The 16,748-nt window shown below is 67.5% G+C and carries 14 protein-coding genes; all 14 read left to right on the top strand.

What is annotated here, in order from left to right:
* Positions 1–14 precede the first annotated feature (14 nt).
* The 14 genes from PV781_RS16765 (at position 15) to PV781_RS16830 (ending at position 16,691) form a co-directional block, all read left to right on the top strand.
* On the top strand, positions 15–1,001 hold the full coding sequence (locus tag PV781_RS16765; protein ID WP_425532412.1) for a branched-chain amino acid ABC transporter permease: 987 nt from the start codon (positions 15–17) through the stop codon (positions 999–1,001).
* Positions 998–1,753 carry an ABC transporter ATP-binding protein gene (locus PV781_RS16770; protein ID WP_274776783.1) on the top strand — a complete coding sequence of 252 codons (756 nt, stop codon included), beginning with the start codon at positions 998–1,000 and terminating at the stop codon, positions 1,751–1,753. Before PV781_RS16765 ends, PV781_RS16770 begins: the two co-directional genes overlap by 4 nt.
* The gene (locus tag PV781_RS16775) at positions 1,746–2,450 is read left to right on the top strand and encodes an ABC transporter ATP-binding protein (RefSeq protein ID WP_209102969.1); all 705 of its coding nucleotides are present in this window, start codon (positions 1,746–1,748) and stop codon (positions 2,448–2,450) included. Before PV781_RS16770 ends, PV781_RS16775 begins: the two co-directional genes overlap by 8 nt.
* Positions 2,451–2,540: 90 nt before the next feature.
* The gene (locus PV781_RS16780; protein ID WP_274776784.1) at positions 2,541–3,008 is read left to right on the top strand and encodes an SRPBCC family protein; all 468 of its coding nucleotides are present in this window, start codon (positions 2,541–2,543) and stop codon (positions 3,006–3,008) included.
* Between the two features lie 97 nt (positions 3,009–3,105).
* Entirely contained in the window at positions 3,106–4,110 is a 1,005-nt protein-coding gene (locus PV781_RS16785) for a LacI family DNA-binding transcriptional regulator (protein WP_274776785.1), read from the top strand.
* A 154-nt stretch (positions 4,111–4,264) separates the two neighbouring features.
* Positions 4,265–5,758 (top strand): FAD-binding oxidoreductase, encoded by a 1,494-nt coding sequence (locus tag PV781_RS16790; protein ID WP_274776786.1) that lies wholly within the window; start codon positions 4,265–4,267, stop codon positions 5,756–5,758.
* Between the two features lie 32 nt (positions 5,759–5,790).
* Complete coding sequence (xylB, locus tag PV781_RS16795) at positions 5,791–7,305, top strand: xylulokinase (RefSeq protein ID WP_274776787.1); 1,515 nt, start codon at positions 5,791–5,793, stop codon at positions 7,303–7,305.
* 29 nt (positions 7,306–7,334) lie between these two features.
* The gene (locus PV781_RS16800) at positions 7,335–8,429 is read left to right on the top strand and encodes an ABC transporter ATP-binding protein (protein WP_274776788.1); all 1,095 of its coding nucleotides are present in this window, start codon (positions 7,335–7,337) and stop codon (positions 8,427–8,429) included.
* 64 nt (positions 8,430–8,493) lie between these two features.
* On the top strand, positions 8,494–9,822 hold the full coding sequence (locus PV781_RS16805) for an ABC transporter substrate-binding protein (RefSeq protein ID WP_274776789.1): 1,329 nt from the start codon (positions 8,494–8,496) through the stop codon (positions 9,820–9,822).
* 125 nt (positions 9,823–9,947) lie between these two features.
* Positions 9,948–10,808, top strand: coding sequence for a carbohydrate ABC transporter permease (locus PV781_RS16810; protein WP_274776790.1), 861 nt, complete (start codon positions 9,948–9,950; stop codon positions 10,806–10,808).
* 6 nt (positions 10,809–10,814) lie between these two features.
* The gene (locus PV781_RS16815; protein ID WP_274776791.1) at positions 10,815–11,654 is read left to right on the top strand and encodes a carbohydrate ABC transporter permease; all 840 of its coding nucleotides are present in this window, start codon (positions 10,815–10,817) and stop codon (positions 11,652–11,654) included.
* Between the two features lie 29 nt (positions 11,655–11,683).
* Positions 11,684–12,460, top strand: coding sequence for an SDR family NAD(P)-dependent oxidoreductase (locus PV781_RS16820; protein WP_274776792.1), 777 nt, complete (start codon positions 11,684–11,686; stop codon positions 12,458–12,460).
* On the top strand, positions 12,457–13,533 hold the full coding sequence (locus PV781_RS16825) for a glycerol dehydrogenase (RefSeq protein ID WP_274776793.1): 1,077 nt from the start codon (positions 12,457–12,459) through the stop codon (positions 13,531–13,533). Before PV781_RS16820 ends, PV781_RS16825 begins: the two co-directional genes overlap by 4 nt.
* Positions 13,534–13,709: 176 nt before the next feature.
* Positions 13,710–16,691 (top strand): DNA translocase FtsK, encoded by a 2,982-nt coding sequence (locus PV781_RS16830; protein WP_274776794.1) that lies wholly within the window; start codon positions 13,710–13,712, stop codon positions 16,689–16,691.
* The last annotated feature ends 57 nt before the right edge of the window (positions 16,692–16,748 follow it).

Here is a 16,748-nt window from a genome sequence, read left to right on the forward strand (position 1 = left end):
AGGAGACCGCACCCGTGACCTCCCCTCCTCTCGCCGTGCCGGCGCAAGCCGCCAAGGGCGACCTGCGCACCACCTTGAGTGCCTGGCGCGTCCCGCTCTCTGTTCTGGCCTTGTGCGTCCTGCCCTGGGTCCTGCCCTCGCAGGCGCTTGCGGTGAACGTCCTGATCTACGGCCTGTTCGCGGTCGGCTACAATCTGTTGTTCGGCTATACCGGGCTCCTGTCCTTCGGCCATGCGGCCTTTTTCGGTGGCGGCGCCTATCTGACCGGCATGGTCATGGTGCATCTGGGCCTCGGCTGGTTCCCGGCCATGGTGCTGGGCGTGCTGGGCTCTGGCGTGCTGGCGGCGGTGATGGGGTCTCTCTCCATCCGCACACGCGGTATCTATTTCTCAATGGTGACTCTGGCTCTGTCCCAGCTTGTCTATTACGTGGCGCTCCAGGCCACCGCCTGGACGGGCGGCGAGAACGGCCTGCGCGGCTTCACCGTGTCCAAGATCAACGTGCTGGGCCTCACCATCGATTTCCTGGACCCGGTGAAAAAATACTATGTGCTGATGGTCTTCACGGCGCTGGCGCTGTGGTTTGTCTCGCGCCTGCTCAACTCGCCTTTCGGCGCGGTGATCGAGGCCATCCGCGAGAACGAGACCCGTGCGCGGGCCTGCGGCTATGACGTGGAGCGCACCAAGCTCATCGCCTTCATCGTGTCCGGCCTCATCTGCGGGCTGGCGGGTGCCATGTCGGCCATGCACCTCGCCATCGTGCCCCTGGACAGCCTGCACTATCACACGTCGGGCCTGGTGGTGATGATGACCATGCTGGGCGGCGCCGGCAGCTTCTTCGGGCCGTTCGTGGGCGCGCTGGTGTTCCTCCTGATCGAGGACGTGGCCTCCACCTGGACGTCCCACTGGCAGCTCATCGCCGGACTCATCTTCATCTTCTTCGTGTTGTTCCTGCCCAAGGGCCTGTGGGGCACCTTCCTCGCCTGGAGGACGCAGCGATGAGCGCTCCCTTGCTCAGCGTCGACAATATCGGCCGCACCTTCGGGGGCTTCGTGGCGCTGGCGGGCATTTCCGCCACCTTCGAGGCCAATAAGGTCACTGCCATCATCGGCCCCAACGGCGCCGGCAAGAGCACCTTCTTCAACGTGCTCTCGGGCGTGCTGCCGCCCTCCACCGGCTCCATTCGCTATAAGGGCCAGGAGATTTCCGGGCTGAAGCAACATCGCTTCGCCCATCTCGGCATTGCCCGCTCCTACCAGATCACTAACATCTTTCCCGAGCTGACGGTGCACGAGAATGTGCGGGTGGCTGCCCAAGCCTTCGCCGCCCGCTACGACCTGTTCTTCAACCGCACCGCCTATCCTGAGCTCGACGAGAAGGCGGACCGGGCGCTGGCGGCGGTGGGGCTGTCCAACCGGCAGGCCCGCATCGCGAAGTCCCTGGCCCATGGCGAGCAGCGGGCGCTGGAGATCGCCATCGCCTTGGTGGCCGACCCCGAGCTCCTGCTCCTCGACGAGCCGACCGCCGGCATGGGGCCGGAAGAGACCAAGGACATGGTCGCCCTCATCGAGCGCCTCGCCCGCGAGCGCACCGTGCTTCTGGTGGAGCACAAGATGAAGATGATCCTCGGCCTGTCCGATCGCATCCTGGTGCTCCATCATGGCCGGCTGATTGCCGATGGTACGCCCCAATCCATCCAGACGGACCCGGAAGTCCGTCGCGTCTATCTGGGTCAGAACGATGGCTATGCTTGAGATCCAAGGGCTCAATGCCTGGTACGGGGCGAGCCATGTCCTCCATGGCGTCTCGTTCGATGTGGCAGAGGGCGAGATCGTCGCGCTGGTGGGCCGCAACGGGGCCGGCAAGACGACCACCATGCGCTCCATCATGGGGCTGATGCCGCGGACGTCGGGCTCGGTGCGGTTCCGGGGCGAGGAGATCCTCGCCCTTCCCGCCCATGCCCGCTTCAAGCGGGGCCTCGCCTATGTGCCGGAAGAACGGCGCATCGTGCCGAGCCTCACGGTGCGGGAGAACCTGCAGCTGGGCCTCGTGGCCGCCGGCGGGCGGATCGACGAGCGCGCGGCCATCGACGAGATCGCCGAGAGCTTTCCGCGCCTGAAGGAGCGCCTGAACCAGCAGGGCACCACCATGTCGGGCGGCGAGCAGCAGATGCTGGCCATCGCCCGCGCCATGATCGCCAAGCCATCCTTGATCCTGCTGGACGAGCCCTCCGAGGGCATCATGCCGGTGCTGGTTGAGGAGATGGGCGTCCTGTTCCGGCGGCTGAAGGCTGCCGGCACCACCCTCGTCCTGGTGGAGCAGAATGTGGAATGGGCGCTGAAGCTGGCGGATCGCGCCATCATCATCGACCAGGGCGAGATCGTCCACCGCTCCAGCGCCGCCGCCTTGCTGGCGGACAAGGACATCCAGGACCGCTATTGCGCGGTCTGAGGGACGGCGGGCGCAACACCAATTTCCAAACGGCCGCCGCGCGCTTAACCTCGCGCCGCAGGACCTTGAGGAAACAAGAGGAGAGCTGAGATGGAAATCGTCGGCGAATATCGCATCGCCGCGCCCCGGCAGCAGGTCTGGGCGGCGATCCTCGACCCGGAGATGCTCAAGCGCTGCATTCCCGGCTGCAAGGAACTGGAAGCCACGGGCGAGAACGCCTACGCGGCCAAGGTACAGATCAAGGTGGGACCGGTCTCCGCCACTTTCTCCGGCACCGTGGAACTGACCGACATGGACCCGCCCTCCGGCTGCCGCATCGCAGGCCAGGGGAATGGCGGCGTGGCGGGCTTTGCCAAGGGCGAGGCGGTGGTCAAGCTCGCCGAGGATGGCGAGGAGACCGTCCTGACCTATACGGCCGATGCGCAGATCGGCGGCAAGCTGGCCGCGCTGGGCGGGCGCCTCATCCAGGCCACCGCCCGCAAGCTGGCGGACCAGTTCTTCTCCACCTTCACCGCCGCCTTGACGGGCGAGGAGGCGCCGGCCGCCGAGGCCTCCTGAACGCAACGGGTTCGGCGCGCGGAGAGGCCCGCCCGCGCGCCGCATTTTCCCCGCCCGCGAAGCCCGTTATGGTCGCTCCGTCAGGCGGGAGCGAAGAATGGCGCGGGTGACCTTGGCGGACGTGGCGCGGGTGGCGGGCGTGGACATGTCCACCGCCTCGCGGGTGCTGCGCGGCGAGGCCGCCCAAAGAGTGCGGGAAGAGACGCGCGAACGCATCCTCAAGGTGGCAGGGGAACTGAACTACCGCGCCAATCCGCTGGCGCGGGGCCTGCGCACCGCACGCACCTCCACCCTCGGCATCGTGGTCCCACAACTGGACAATCCGGTCTTCGCCTCGGCCATTCGCGGGGCCGAGATGGCGGCGGCCGCGCTTGGCTATTCCTTGCTGATTTCCCATCGCGAGCCCGGGGCCACCGCCACCACCATCGCCAAGATCTCCCAGACCAACCGGGTGGACGGCCTGCTGGTGGCGAGCCTCGACGATGATGAGGTGCTGCGCACGGACCTCAACGCCGCCCAGGTGCCCTTCGTGCTCATGAACCGCGTGCTGCCCGGCGCGCCCTTGTCCGTGGTGCTGGACAGCCGCGCGGCGGCACGCAAGGCCGTGGACCATCTGGTGGCGCTGGGCCACCGGCGCATCGCGCACCTGGCCGGCCGGGAGGGCGGCTTCAATGCCCGCGAGCGGCTCACCGGCTATCGCGATGGCCTGGCGGCGGCGGGCATTGCGTTCGATCCGGCTTTGGTGGCCGTGGCCGGCTATACGGCGGAAGGCGGCGCGGCGGCCATGTCGGCCCTGCTGCCGCAGAAGCCCAGCGCGGTGCTGGCGGCGACCCTCGTCTCAGGAGCGGGGGCCATGGCGCGGCTTCACGAAGCGGGATTGCGCATTCCCGACGATGTCTCGGTGGTGGGGCTGCACGATGCCCCGGTGGCGGCCATGCTTTATCCGGCGCTGACTTGCGTGGCCATGCCCACCGAGGAGATGGGGCGCGTCGCCGCCACCGCCCTGATCCGCGCCCTGAATGGGGAAGAGCCCGATCCCGTGCCGCCCCTTCCGCCTGGGGCCCTGGTGGTCCGCGCCTCCACGGGGCCAACGAGGGCCTGAACGGTCTCCTGTTTTTTTCCAAATGCCGCGCTTGACGACCCGGGACAAGTCTGACAGCTTTGAACAAACGATTGTTCAATAAGAAATGGGAGGAGACGAGGATGGGGCTCTCACCGGGCTTGCCGCTTCGCGCCTCCCCTCGCGAGAGGTGCATATGACCGGCCCAGCCATCGCCGAAGCGCAAGCGGACGACCACACCCCCGAAGCCGGCACCGTCGCCCTCGCGCAGGCGCTCGCCGCCATCGTGGGCGCCGACCATGTGATCGCCGATGCGGACGGCCGGCGCGCTTATGCCCACGACCGGCTGCCCTTCGCCAATTTCCGGGAACGGACCGGCCGCCTCGCCGGTGTCCTGCCTCGCCTCGCCGTGCGCCCCGGCTCTACGGAGGAGGTGGCGGCCCTGGTTGGCTATGCCCGCGCCCACAAGATCCAGCTCATCCCCTATGGCAACGGCTCCGGCGTGCTGGGCGGGGCAATCCCGCTCGCGCAGGAAGTCATGGTGGACCTGCGCCGGCTCGACCGGATCGTTTCGGTCGACCCCATCAATGCGGTGGCAACCGTCGAAGCGGGCATGAATGGCGCGGCCTTCGAGGCGGCGCTCAATGCCGAGGGCTTCACCTGTGGACACCTGCCGCAATCCATCGAGATTTCCACCGTGGGCGGCTGGGCCGCCTGCCGGGGCGGCGGGCAGGCCTCCTCCCGCTATGGCAAGATCGAGGACATCGTGGTGGGCTTGAAGGCCGTGCTGCCCGATGGCCGGATGCTGGCCATCGCCCCCCTGCCGCGCCGCTCCGTCGGCCCCTCGCTCCGCGACCTCCTGGTGGGCAGCGAGGGCACGCTCGGCATCATCACCGAACTGTCCCTGCGCATCTGGAAGAAGCCCGAGGTGGAACGCGGCGTGGTACTAGCCTTCCCCTCCCTGGATGCCGCCTGGACCGCCGCGCGGCGCATTATGCAGGCCGAACTGCGTCCCACCATCGCACGCATCTATGACGGGGCCGAAAGCGCCGAGCGCACCGAGGGGCTTGAGGTGTTCCGCACCCATCCCATCCTGGCGGTGATGGTCTTCTCAGGCGCCGAGCCCATGGTCACCACCGAGCAGGACATGGCGCTGGCCATCTGCGCGGAGGAAGGCGGCAAGGTCGCCCCCGACGGGCCATTTCACCATTGGAAGGCCAATCGCTACGTGGCCTTCTCCCAGAAGTGGCAGGCGGCGGGCTATTTCAACGACACGATCGAGGTGACCGGCAACTGGTCCGCCCTTCCTGGCCTCTATGCGGCCATCGCCGCGGCGGTGCGGGAGATCTACCCGCAGATCCATTTCGGCGCCCACTGGTCGCACATCTATCCAGAAGGCGCCTGCCAATACATGACCATCCGCCTGCCGCCCATGGACCAGGCGCAGGCCCTTCCGCTCCATGCGCGGCTGTGGGACACCATAGAGGGGCTGACCCTCGACCATGGCGGCTCCATCGCCCACCATCACGGGGTCGGCGTATTCCGCAATCCCTGGCTCGCCCGCGAGCTGGGCGCCGGCCTTGATGTCCTCCAGGCCATCAAGGACGCCCTCGACCCGGACAATCTCATGAATCCCGGCAAGCTCGGCCTGCGTCCCGCCCCCTCCGCCGTGGACGTGCGCCATGACTGATGTCTTCGCACCAGCAGGCGAGGAGCGCCGCCGTGGCACCTAGCCTGCTCGTCGGCATCGATCTGGGCGCCGGGTCGCTGAAGACCTCGATCATCCGGCTGGATGGCACGCTGGCGGGAGAGGCATCCGCGCCCGTCCTCACCCATGCGCCCCATCCTGGCTGGAGCGAGCAGGATCCGCACGATTGGTGGCAGGCCGTCTGCCGCACGGTGCCGCAGGCGCTGGCGGCGGCGGGCGCCGATTCGGGCAACGTCGCTGCCGTCTCCTTTTCCGCCGGCGCCCATACCCAGGTGCTGGAGGATGCGGATGGCCGGGTGATCCGCCCCGCCATCCTGTGGAACGACCAACGCTCGGGCGCGGAGACGCAGGACCTGCGCGCTGAGGCGGATGCCCGCATCCTGGAGATCGGCGCCAACCGCGCCAATCCCACCTGGACCTTGCCGCAGATGCTGTGGCTGCGCCGCCACGAGCCGGACGCCTTCGCACGGGTGAAGCGGCTCTATGTGGCCAAGGACTGGCTGCGCTCCCGCCTCACGGGCACCTGGGAAACCGACCATATCGACGCGGTCGGCACCCTCATGGCGGATGCGCGGACCAATGACTGGTCAGCCGAACTGTGCGCCATGATCGGCTGGCCGATGGAGACCTTGCCGCCCATCGTCACGCCCACCACCGTGGTCGGAGAGGTGACGGCCGAGGCCGCCCGCGCCTGCGGCCTGAAGGCCGGCACCCCCGTGGTGTGCGGGACCTCGGACACGGCGGCGGAGACCTACGGCGCCGGCATGGTGCGCGAGGGCCTGGGCGTGGTGAAGCTCGCCACCGCTGCGACCGTGAGTGTGCTCACCCCCGCCGCACGGCCGGACTTCACGGTCATCAACTATCCCCATGTCATTCCCGACCACTGGTATGTGATCGCCGCCACCAATTCCTGCGCCTCCGCGCACAAATGGCTGCGCGACACCTTCTTCAAGCGGCCGGGCGAGGATGGCACCGCGGTCTTCAACGAGATGGACCGGCTGGCCGCCGCCGTTGCGCCGGGTGCGGAGGGCCTCATCTTCCACCCCTATCTGAACGGCGAGCGCAGCCCCCATTGGGACCCGCTGCTGCGCGCCGATTTCGTCGGGATCGGCTTCAATCACGGCCCCGGCCATTTCGTGCGCGCGCTCTATGAGGGCATCGCCTATTCGCTGAAGGACTGCCTGCTCGCCCTCAACGCCAAGGGCCTCGACTTCTCCACCGCCCGCCTCACCGGAGGTGGCGCCCGCAGCGCCCTGTGGCGCCAGATCGTGGCGGATGTGCTGAATGTGGAGGTGGAACTGCCGGCGGTGGCCGAAGCCTCCTTCGGTGCCGCGCTCATCGCGGGCGTCGGGGTTGGGGCCTACAGGGACGAACAGGCGGCAGCGGAGGTGGTCCAAATCGTCTCCCGCGCCGTGCCCGATGCCGCGCGGGCCGCACGCTACCGTGACGGCCACGGGCTGTATTGCGAGATCCAGGCGGCGCTGGCGCCGCTCAACCACAAGATCCACGCCTTCGTGCGCGGACGCTGACGCCAAAAGGCGTCGCAGGGAGAGGAAACATGGCCGAGGTCAGGCTGAAGCAGGTCCGCAAGGCCTATGGCGCCACGGTGGCGGTGCATGGGGTGGACCTGGACATCCGCGACGGCGAGTTCGTGGTCTTCCTTGGCCCCTCCGGCTGCGGCAAGTCCACCACGCTGCGCATGGTGGCGGGCCTGGAAGAGATCACCACCGGCACGGTCGAGATCGGCGGGCGGGACGTAACCCGGCTTGAGCCCAAGGACCGGAACATCGCCATGGTGTTCCAGAACTATGCGCTCTACCCGCACAAGACCATCTACGAGAACCTCGCCTTCGGCCTGCGCATGCGCAAGATGGACAAGGGTGAGATCGACCGGCGGGTGAAGTCCGCCTCCGCCATGCTGGGCCTCGACCCCTATCTGGAGCGCAAGCCCAAGCAGCTCTCCGGCGGGCAGATGCAGCGCGTGGCGCTGGGCCGGGCCCTGGTGCGCGATCCCGACGTGTTCCTGCTGGACGAGCCGCTCTCCAACCTCGACGCCAAGCTGCGGGTGCGCATGCGCGAGGAGATCGCCCGTCTGCACCGGGAGGTGGGCACCTCCATGATCTATGTGACCCACGATCAGGTGGAGGCCATGACGCTGGCGGACCGCATCCTCATCATGCGCGACGGCCATGTGCAGCAGGTGGGCGCGCCGCTGGAGGTCTATGACCGCCCGGCCAACCTGTTCGTCGCCGGCTTCATCGGCTCGCCGGAAATGAACCTTGCCGAGGGCCGGATCATCGGCGGCGCCCTGCGCTGCGGTGGGCTGACGGTGGCCCTGCCGCCGGACGTGGAGGTGAAGGAGGGTACCGAGGCGGTGCTCGGCGTGCGGCCCGAGCATGTGACCCTCGCCGAAGGCCCGGCCGCGCGCCCCTTCCAAGTGGCGGTGATCGAACAATTGGGCGCACAGACGCTCTGCATCGGCGACGTGGACGGGGTCCGCCTCAAGGTGCTCATGGACCGCTCCGACGCGATCCGCCACGGCACCACGCTGCCGGTGCAGTTCCGCCCCGAGCGGCTGCACGTCTTCCAGAAGGACACCGGGGCCCGGCTGAACCGGGCCGGCGCAAGGCAGGGCCAGCGGCCCGCCGCCTGAACACGACCACACGCACAAAAATCATCGCGTCCGGAAAACAGGACGGAATTGGGAGGAGAGGGCCATGGACGAGAACAGGACCGGCGGCGTCTCGCGCCGCACCCTTCTGAAGGGATCGGGGGCATTGGCCGCCGGCATCGCGGCGGGTGGCATCGCCGCCCCCTCGATCGTGCGGGCGCAGAGCACGAAGACCATCCGCTTCCTGAATGCGGAAACCTCCATCGACAGCATTCGCGCGCTGAAGGTGGCGGGCGCCGAATATGAGAAGCTCACCGGCACCAAGGTGGTGGTGGATTCCGTGCCGCTGGACGGCATCTTCACGAAGGTCACCACCTCGCTTCGTGGCGGCACCCCCTATGACATCGCCACCTTCGCCTTTGTCGGCCACGTGCTGATCCTGGCGAGCGAGGGGCACCTGATGCCGCTCAATTCACTCACCGACAAGTATAAGTGGGGGCCGAACATCCTCTTCCCGCTGGATGGGAAGGTCTACTGGTACCCCTACGATTACAACCTGGCCTGGATCTATTACCGCAAGGACCTGTACGAGAAGAACAAGCTGGAGGTGCCGAAGACCTGGGACGTGTTCCTGAAGAACGCGCAGGCGCTCAACACCGACGGCATGTCGGGCGCGCTCTATCCCATCGGCTCCAACGGCGCCACCAACTGGCTGTCCCCGGGCTTCATGTGGGCGGAAGGGGTGCAGCTGTTCGACGACAAGTGGAACATCATCTTCGACAATGCCGACATGGCGCCCCGCGCCGCGCGCTATCTGGATTTCTTCGGCGAGCTCTACAAGACCATGCCGTCGGGCGCCAGCCAGGTGAGCTTCGGCGAAGTCTTGTCCAACTTCACCTCCGGCAAGGTGGCTCATTCCGCCTATGCGGGGCGCATGATCGAGACGCTGGAGCGCAACAATCCCGCGCTCGCCGATAAGTACGGCATCATGCCCTACATGGATTCGGCCGGTAAGCACCAGGCGGTCAACCACGGCTATGACGGCTGGGTGGTGCTGAAGACGCCGCAATCGGACGAAGCCATGAAGTTCATGGCCTGGTTCACAGAGAACCAGTACATCAACTTCCTGCACACCGCCCCGCTGCACTTCCAGCCGCCGCGCCTCGACGTCTATGACGATGCCCGCTGGCGCGCCCATCCCCTCATCGAGAAGCACAATGCTGCGGTGGAGATGATGCGGTCCTTCCTGACCGACAAGAACATGATCCTCACCTCCATCGACACGCAGGGCCCGTCCCCGAGCCTGAAGCCCGGCAAGATCTTCGAAGCCTTCGTCTTCCCGGAGATGCTGCAGAACAAGCTGCTCAAGGGCATGTCGTCGGCCGAGTGCGTGAAGACCGCGGGCGAGCGGATGCGACAGGTGATCGCCTCCTGATACCGCGGGGCCGGGCGGGCCCTGCCCTGACACCATGGCCCGCCCGGCACCCCTCGAAGCGCTCCGGCGTCCCGTACCCGCGGGCCGGAGCGCGCTGCGCAATTTCCGAAGCAGAGGCGCCGCAGGTGAGCTCCAAGGCGACGATCTATTCCTTCCTCTTCATGGGCCTCGCGGTCACGGCGCTGCTCATCGTGGCGCCCGTGGTCTATGCGGTGTCGCTGAGCTTCTACCAGATGGATTCCTTCGTCGGCGCGCCGCGCTTCGTGGGCTTCGACAATTATGTCCGCATGCTCTCCCAGTGGATCTTCTGGCGGGCGCTCATCAACGGTTTCATCTATTCCTTCGGCACCATCGTCCTGCAAGTGGTGCTGGGCATCGGCTTCGCGCTGGTGCTGAACCAGGTCTTTCCCGGCCGCAACATCGTGCGCGGCCTGTCCATCCTGCCCTATCTGCTGCCCACCGTGGTGGTGGTGCTGACCTTCAAATGGATGGTGGACGGCTCCATCGGCGTGCTCACCAGGGTCATCGCGGCGCTCGGCCTGCCGCCGGTGCAATGGTTCGAGAGCCCCGGCGCCGCCATGGCCTCCGTCATCCTGGTGAGCGTGTGGATGTGGACGCCCTTTGTCACCACCACCTTCCTCGCCGCCCTCCAGACCGTCCCCTCCTCCCTCTACGAAGCCGCCAAGGTGGACGGCACCAATGCGGTGCAGCGCTTCTTCCACATCACCCTGCCCATGCTGAAGCCGATCCTGACCGTGATCGTGCTGCTGCGGGCGGTGTGGATGTTCAACAAGTTCGACGTCATCTGGCTGCTCACGCAGGGCGGCCCGGTGGGGTCCACCGAGCATTTGGCTATCCTGTCCTACAAGCAGGCCTTCGGGCAGTTCGACATTGGCGGCGGGGCGGCGGTGGCGACCATTTCCTTCGCCATCCTCTCGGTGGCGGTCTTCATCTATTTCCGCCTGTTCCCGCTCGACACGGAGTGAGATCTGATGTCCACCTCGCTCCCCCGCTCCCGCTCCGGCCGCATCGCGCTCTATCTCGCAGCGCTCATCATCGCGGTCTATTCCGCCTTCCCCATCTATTGGATGGTGGTGTCCTCCACCCGCGCGCCGCAGGCCCTCATCAATTCCACCTCGTTGATGCCGGGGCCGTTCACGCTCGAATACTATACCAACCTCCTGGAGCTGACCGATTATCCCAGCCAGTTCATGAATTCGCTGCTGGTGGCTTTGGTGACCGTGGCGGTCACGATGGTCTTCTCCGTGATGATCGCCTATGCGGTCACGCGCCACCGCATCCGGGGCAAGGGGCTGATCGTGGGGGCCATGCTCTATGCCTACATGTTCCCGCCGCTGCTCATCGCCATTCCCCTCTTCTCCATCTTTGCCAAGATCGGGCTCGGCGACACGCTGACTTCCGTCATCGTCTCGCACCTCACCCTCACCTTGCCGCTGGGCGTTTGGTTCCTGTGGGGCTTCTTCAAGAGCATGCCGTTCGAGCTGGAGGAGGCGGCCATGGTGGATGGCTGCACGAGGCTTGGCGCCTTCCTGCGGGTGGTGCTGCCGCTCTCCCTGCCGGGGCTGATCACGGTCGCCATCTTCTCCTTCCTCCTGTCCTGGACCGACTACACCTATGCGCTGATCATGATCGGCTCGGACGCCAACAAGACCGTGCCCGTGGGCCTTGCCTCCATGATCGGATCGTTCGACCTGCGCTGGGGGGAGATCATGGCCGGCTCCACCCTCATCGCGCTGCCGCTGTTCGGCGCCTTCGCGCTGCTGAGCCAATATTTCATCCAGGGCCTCGGAGCCGGCGCCGTGAAGGGCTGACGCCGCCCTCCAAGAAGGACAAGACGACCATGGATTTCGGGCTCGCCGGAAAGGTTGCCCTCGTCACCGGCGCCGCGCGCGGCATCGGCCGGGCGGAGGCGGAAGCGCTGGCGGCGGAAGGCGCCGCCATCATCGTCAACGACATCGACAAAGAGGGCGCGGAAGATTTCGCGAAAGCCCTGCGCGCCGCCGGCCACCGTGCCGCGACCGCACCGGGCGATGCCTCCGACGAGGCTGCCGCCCGCGCCGTCATCGCGCAGGCGGCAGAGGCGTTCGGGCGGCTCGACATCCTCATCAACAATGCGGGCGCGGGCGGGCGCCATATCGGCCGCAAGGCCGAGGACCTTGATGTGGAGGATTTCGACATCATCGTGCGCACCCATTTGCGCAGCACCTTCCTGTGCGCCAAGCATGCCATCCCGGTCATGCGGGCGGGCGGCTTCGGGCGCATCGTCAACACCTCGTCCATGAACGTCACCGGCGGCGGGCGACCCGGCGTGACAAACTATTCCGCCGCCAAGGCCGGCGTGCTCGGATTCACGCGCACCCTCGCCAAGGAGGTGGGCGGCGACGGTATCACCGTGAACGCCATCGCGCCGGGCTATGTGGCCACCGACTTCATCGCCACCTTTTCCCCGGAGAAGCGCGCGGTCATAACAGGACAAAATCCCATCGGCCGTTTCTGCGCGCCGCAGGAAGTGGGCGCCCTCGTCGCCTTCCTGTGCTCGGTGCAGGCGGCCTTCATCAATGGCGCCCTCATCTGCATGGACGGGGGAAAGCGGGACTTTCACTGGGGGGATGCATGAGCCTTCGCGCCTTCGGAGCACCGAGCCGCTACATCCAGGGGCCGGACGCCCTGTCCGAGCTGGGGCCGCTGGTGCGCCTCCATGGCCGGCGGCCCTTCATCGTGGCGGATGCCGTGGTGACGCAATTGCTGGGCGACCGGCTGCGGCGGGAGCTGGCCGGCACAGAGCAGGCCGTCTTCGCCACCTTCTCCGGGGAATGCACGGCTGCCGAGATCGAGACGCTGGCCAGCACCGCCCGGCGGGCGAAGGCGGATGTGATCATCGGGGTGGGCGGCGGCAAGGCCATCGACACCGCCAAGGGCGTGCGCATGGCACTCCAGGCACCCATCATCATCGTGCCCACCATTGCTTCCAACGACAGCCCCACCTCGCGCCTCGCCGTGCTCTACACGGCCGATCATGTACTGAGCGAAGTGCGACTCATGAGCGCCAATCCCGATGCGGTGCTGGTGGACACCTCCATCATCGTCCAGGCGCCCCCGCGCTTCTTCATCGCCGGCATCGGCGATGCGCTGTCGAAGAAGTTCGAGGTGGAGCAATGCGCCAAAGCAGGCGGGATGAACTTCTTCAAGGCCCGGCCCACGGAGCTCTCGGTCGCCATCGCCGATGCCTGCTACCGCACCATCCGCCGCGACGGCCTCGCCGCCGTGGAGGCGGTCACGCGCAAGAGCGCGGACGGGGCGGTGGAGAGCGTGGTGGAGGCGACCATCCTCCTGTCGGGCCTTGCCTTCGAGAGCGGCGGCCTGTCCATCGCCCATTCGCTCACCCGGGGCTTTTCCGCCGTGCCGGAGATCGCCCGCGCGCTCCATGGCGAGCAGGTGGCCCTGGGGCTGCTGGTACAATTGGTGGCGGAGGGCCGCGCACCCGCCTTCCTTGAGGATCTCCTCGCTTTCTATGCGCTGCTGGACTTGCCCCGCGCCCTGTCCGACTTCGGTGTCGGAGGGGACGAGGTCATCCACAAGGTGGTGAACCTGTCCTGGGAAACTGCGCCCTATATCCGCAACTTCGTCCAGCCCGTGTCGCCGCAGATCCTGGCGGAGGGCTTCCGCACCCTTCAGCGCATGCGGGCATAGGCGGCGCACCTCGCCCCGGCTTGTGCGGGAAAGCCACAGGCTGGGGAAAACCGCGCCTGCGACAAGCGTGAACGTCGCGTCCAAACCTCCCATTAACGGGCGCTCCTTACGACTGGAGTGAACGTTGCCGGCCGCCACCATCGGCCGAAGGGTCTTGCAAAGGGTCTTGGACGCACATGTCATCCTGGAATCGCCCGCCCGGTCCCCCTGCTTCCGTCTTCTCCCCGTCCGCAAGCAGCGGCGGGTCGAGCAATCTGGCGCGGTCGCCCTGGATCGAGCCGGAGCAGGTGCCGAGCTGGCTGCGCCCATTCACCCTGGACGCCAACACCCGCTTCACGCGCACGCCCGACGTGTTCCTGCGCCGCAAGGGCGAGCCGGCCGCCGCCCCCGCATCGCCCATGGACGAGGCGCCCGCCGCGCCTGCGACCGAAGCGGCGCCCGAGGCCCGCTCCGAAGCCGCAAGCGCGGAACATCCGGCGGAGAATTGGACGATCCCGGAAACGCCCTATTTCCCAGCGACAGCGCTCTCCGCCGAGCTGGACGATGACGACGTGCTGATCGACTGGACCGGCGAAAGCTGGGCCGCGCGTCTGGCAGCCGAGCGTGGTGCACGGCCTGTGGTCGGCCCGGCTTCGATCCAGGCAGGTCCGCCCGACGCCGCCCCTGCCGCGGACATGGCTCCGGCTCCGAACGAACCGATGGTGCTGCGCCGCCGCCTGGCGGAGGCCTTGGCCGCGGACGGCGTGCGGGCGGAAGCTCCATCCGCCCCGCCATCTGCCCCGGTGACGGCGCCCGACGCCCTCGCCGCACCTGAGGCGGGCGCTCTTGGAGGGAACGATTCAGCCATGAGCCCCGCCATTGGGGACATTGGGGTCGCGGAGGTGATCACACCGGCCAACCCGCCGCCGGCGCCCGAGACGGCAGAGGACGTGGCATCCATTGTAGTGGCGGAAGCGGAGGCGGCCATCTCACCCTCCGATCTTGAGCCCCCGCCGCCACCCGAAGCCGAAGCAGAGACCGTCCAGACCGTGGCCATTTCCGAGGAAGCCTTGTCCATCGCATCCACCCCTGCCCATCCGATGGACGACCTGCCCGCCACCCTCCGCTCCCTCGCCCATCTGATCGTCCTTCATCCAGTGGTCCCGGCCCCTGTCTGCGAGCAGGACCTGCGGGCGCCAGAGCCCCAGCCGGCGGCTGAGCCTTCCGCCAGCGAAGAGACGGCCCTCGCGCCGGCACTCTCCTTCTCTGCGATCCCGGTACCGGCATTGGGCACGCCCGGCGCCTTCACCGCCACCTTTGGCTGGCCGCTCTTCGCCACCGCGTCCCTCGCCACGCCGCAGCCGGAGGACACTGCCGTTCAGGTGGCCGACGCCACCACGGGACCGGATGCCGAGGCCTCCGTCGTCCCCGCACCAGAAAGCGCGCTGAACGCGGCCGAAGAGGCTGGGACGGCGCTCGCCGATGCCTGCCTTGAGGCCCCCGCGCCCGAAGCTGTCGCGGCCGAAGCGATCCTGGAGGCGTCCGTCATCGAGACCGATGCGCCGGCGCCAGCACCCGCCGCCCCGGTCCAGGATACCCTCCCCGTTCCGGCTGAGCCGCCGGCCCTGCCGCTCTCGGTCACGTCCGGCCTGATGCACGAGGGCTATGAGCTGCCCTCCCTCGACCTCCTGTCCGAGCCGCCCCCGGTGGAGCCGGCGCTGGAACTCTCCGAGGAAGCCCTCGACCGCAATTCCGCCGCCCTCCAGCAGACCCTGCGCGACTTCGGCGTGCGGGGCGAGGTGATCGACGCCAATCCCGGCCCTGTGGTGACGCTCTACGAGTTCGAGCCGGCGCCCGGCACCAAGTCGTCGCGCGTCATCGGCCTGTCCGCCGACATTGCCCGCTCCATGAGCGCGGTCTCCGCCCGCGTCGCGGTGGTGGAAGGGCGCAACGTGATCGGCATCGAGCTCCCCAACCAACGCCGCGAGACGGTGTGGCTGCGCGAGCTTCTCGCCGCCCACGCCTTCACGGATGCCCGTGCCCGGCTTGGGCTGTGCCTCGGCAAGACCATTGGCGGCGAGCCGGTGATCGTGGACCTTGCCCGCATGCCCCATCTGCTGGTGGCCGGCACCACCGGCTCGGGCAAGTCGGTGGCCATCAACACCATGATCCTGTCGCTGCTCTACCGGCTCACCCCCGAGCAGTGCCGGCTGATCATGATCGACCCGAAGATGCTGGAGCTCTCGGTCTATGAGGGCATCCCCCACCTCCTCACCCCCGTGGTCACCGATCCGAAGAAGGCCATCATCGCCCTGCAATGGGCTGTCCGGGAGATGGAGGACCGGTATCGCAAGATGTCGCGCCTGAAGGTGCGCAACATCGAGGGCTTCAACGCCCGCGTGGCGGAAGCTCGCGCCAAGGGCGAGGTGATTACCTCCGTGGTCCAGACCGGCTTCGACAAGGAGACCGGCGAGATGACCTACGAGGAGGTCACCATGGACCTCGCCTCGCTGCCTTACATCGTCATCATCGTGGACGAGATGGCCGACCTGATGATGGTGGCCGGCAAGGACATCGAGGGCGCCATCCAGCGCCTCGCCCAGATGGCCCGCGCCGCCGGCATCCATCTGGTGATGGCCACCCAGCGCCCCTCGGTGGATGTGATCACGGGCACCATCAAGGCCAATTTCCCCACCCGCATCTCCTTCCAGGTGACCTCCAAGATCGACAGCCGCACCATCCTGGGCGAGATGGGCGCCGAGACGCTGCTGGGCCAGGGCGACATGCTCTACATGGCCAATGGCGGGCGCATCACCCGCGTGCACGGCCCCTTCGTCTCCGACGCGGAGGTGGAGCACGTGGTGGCGCACCTGAAGGCGCAGGGGCGGCCCGAATATCTGGAAGCGGTGACCTCCGACGAGGTGGACGAGGAAGAAGAGGTCGAGGACGTCGCGGTGTTCGACAAGAGCCCGCTGGCGGAAGATGGTTCCGACCATTACGAGCAGGCCGTGGCCATCGTCATGCGCGACCGCAAGGCGTCCACCTCCTACATCCAGCGCCGTCTCCAGATCGGCTACAACAAGGCGGCCAGCCTGATGGAGCGCATGGAGAACGAGGGCATCGTCGGCCCCGCCAACCATGCGGGCAAGCGTGAGATCCTGTCCGGCCGCCCCTCCTGACGCCTGAAGCGGAACCGCCCCGGGGGCGGCGCGTTTCCCTCCCGTGCCCTTGACGGG

The sequence above is a fragment of the Aquabacter sediminis genome, assembly GCF_028863665.1.
Lineage (GTDB): Bacteria > Pseudomonadota > Alphaproteobacteria > Rhizobiales > Xanthobacteraceae > L1I39.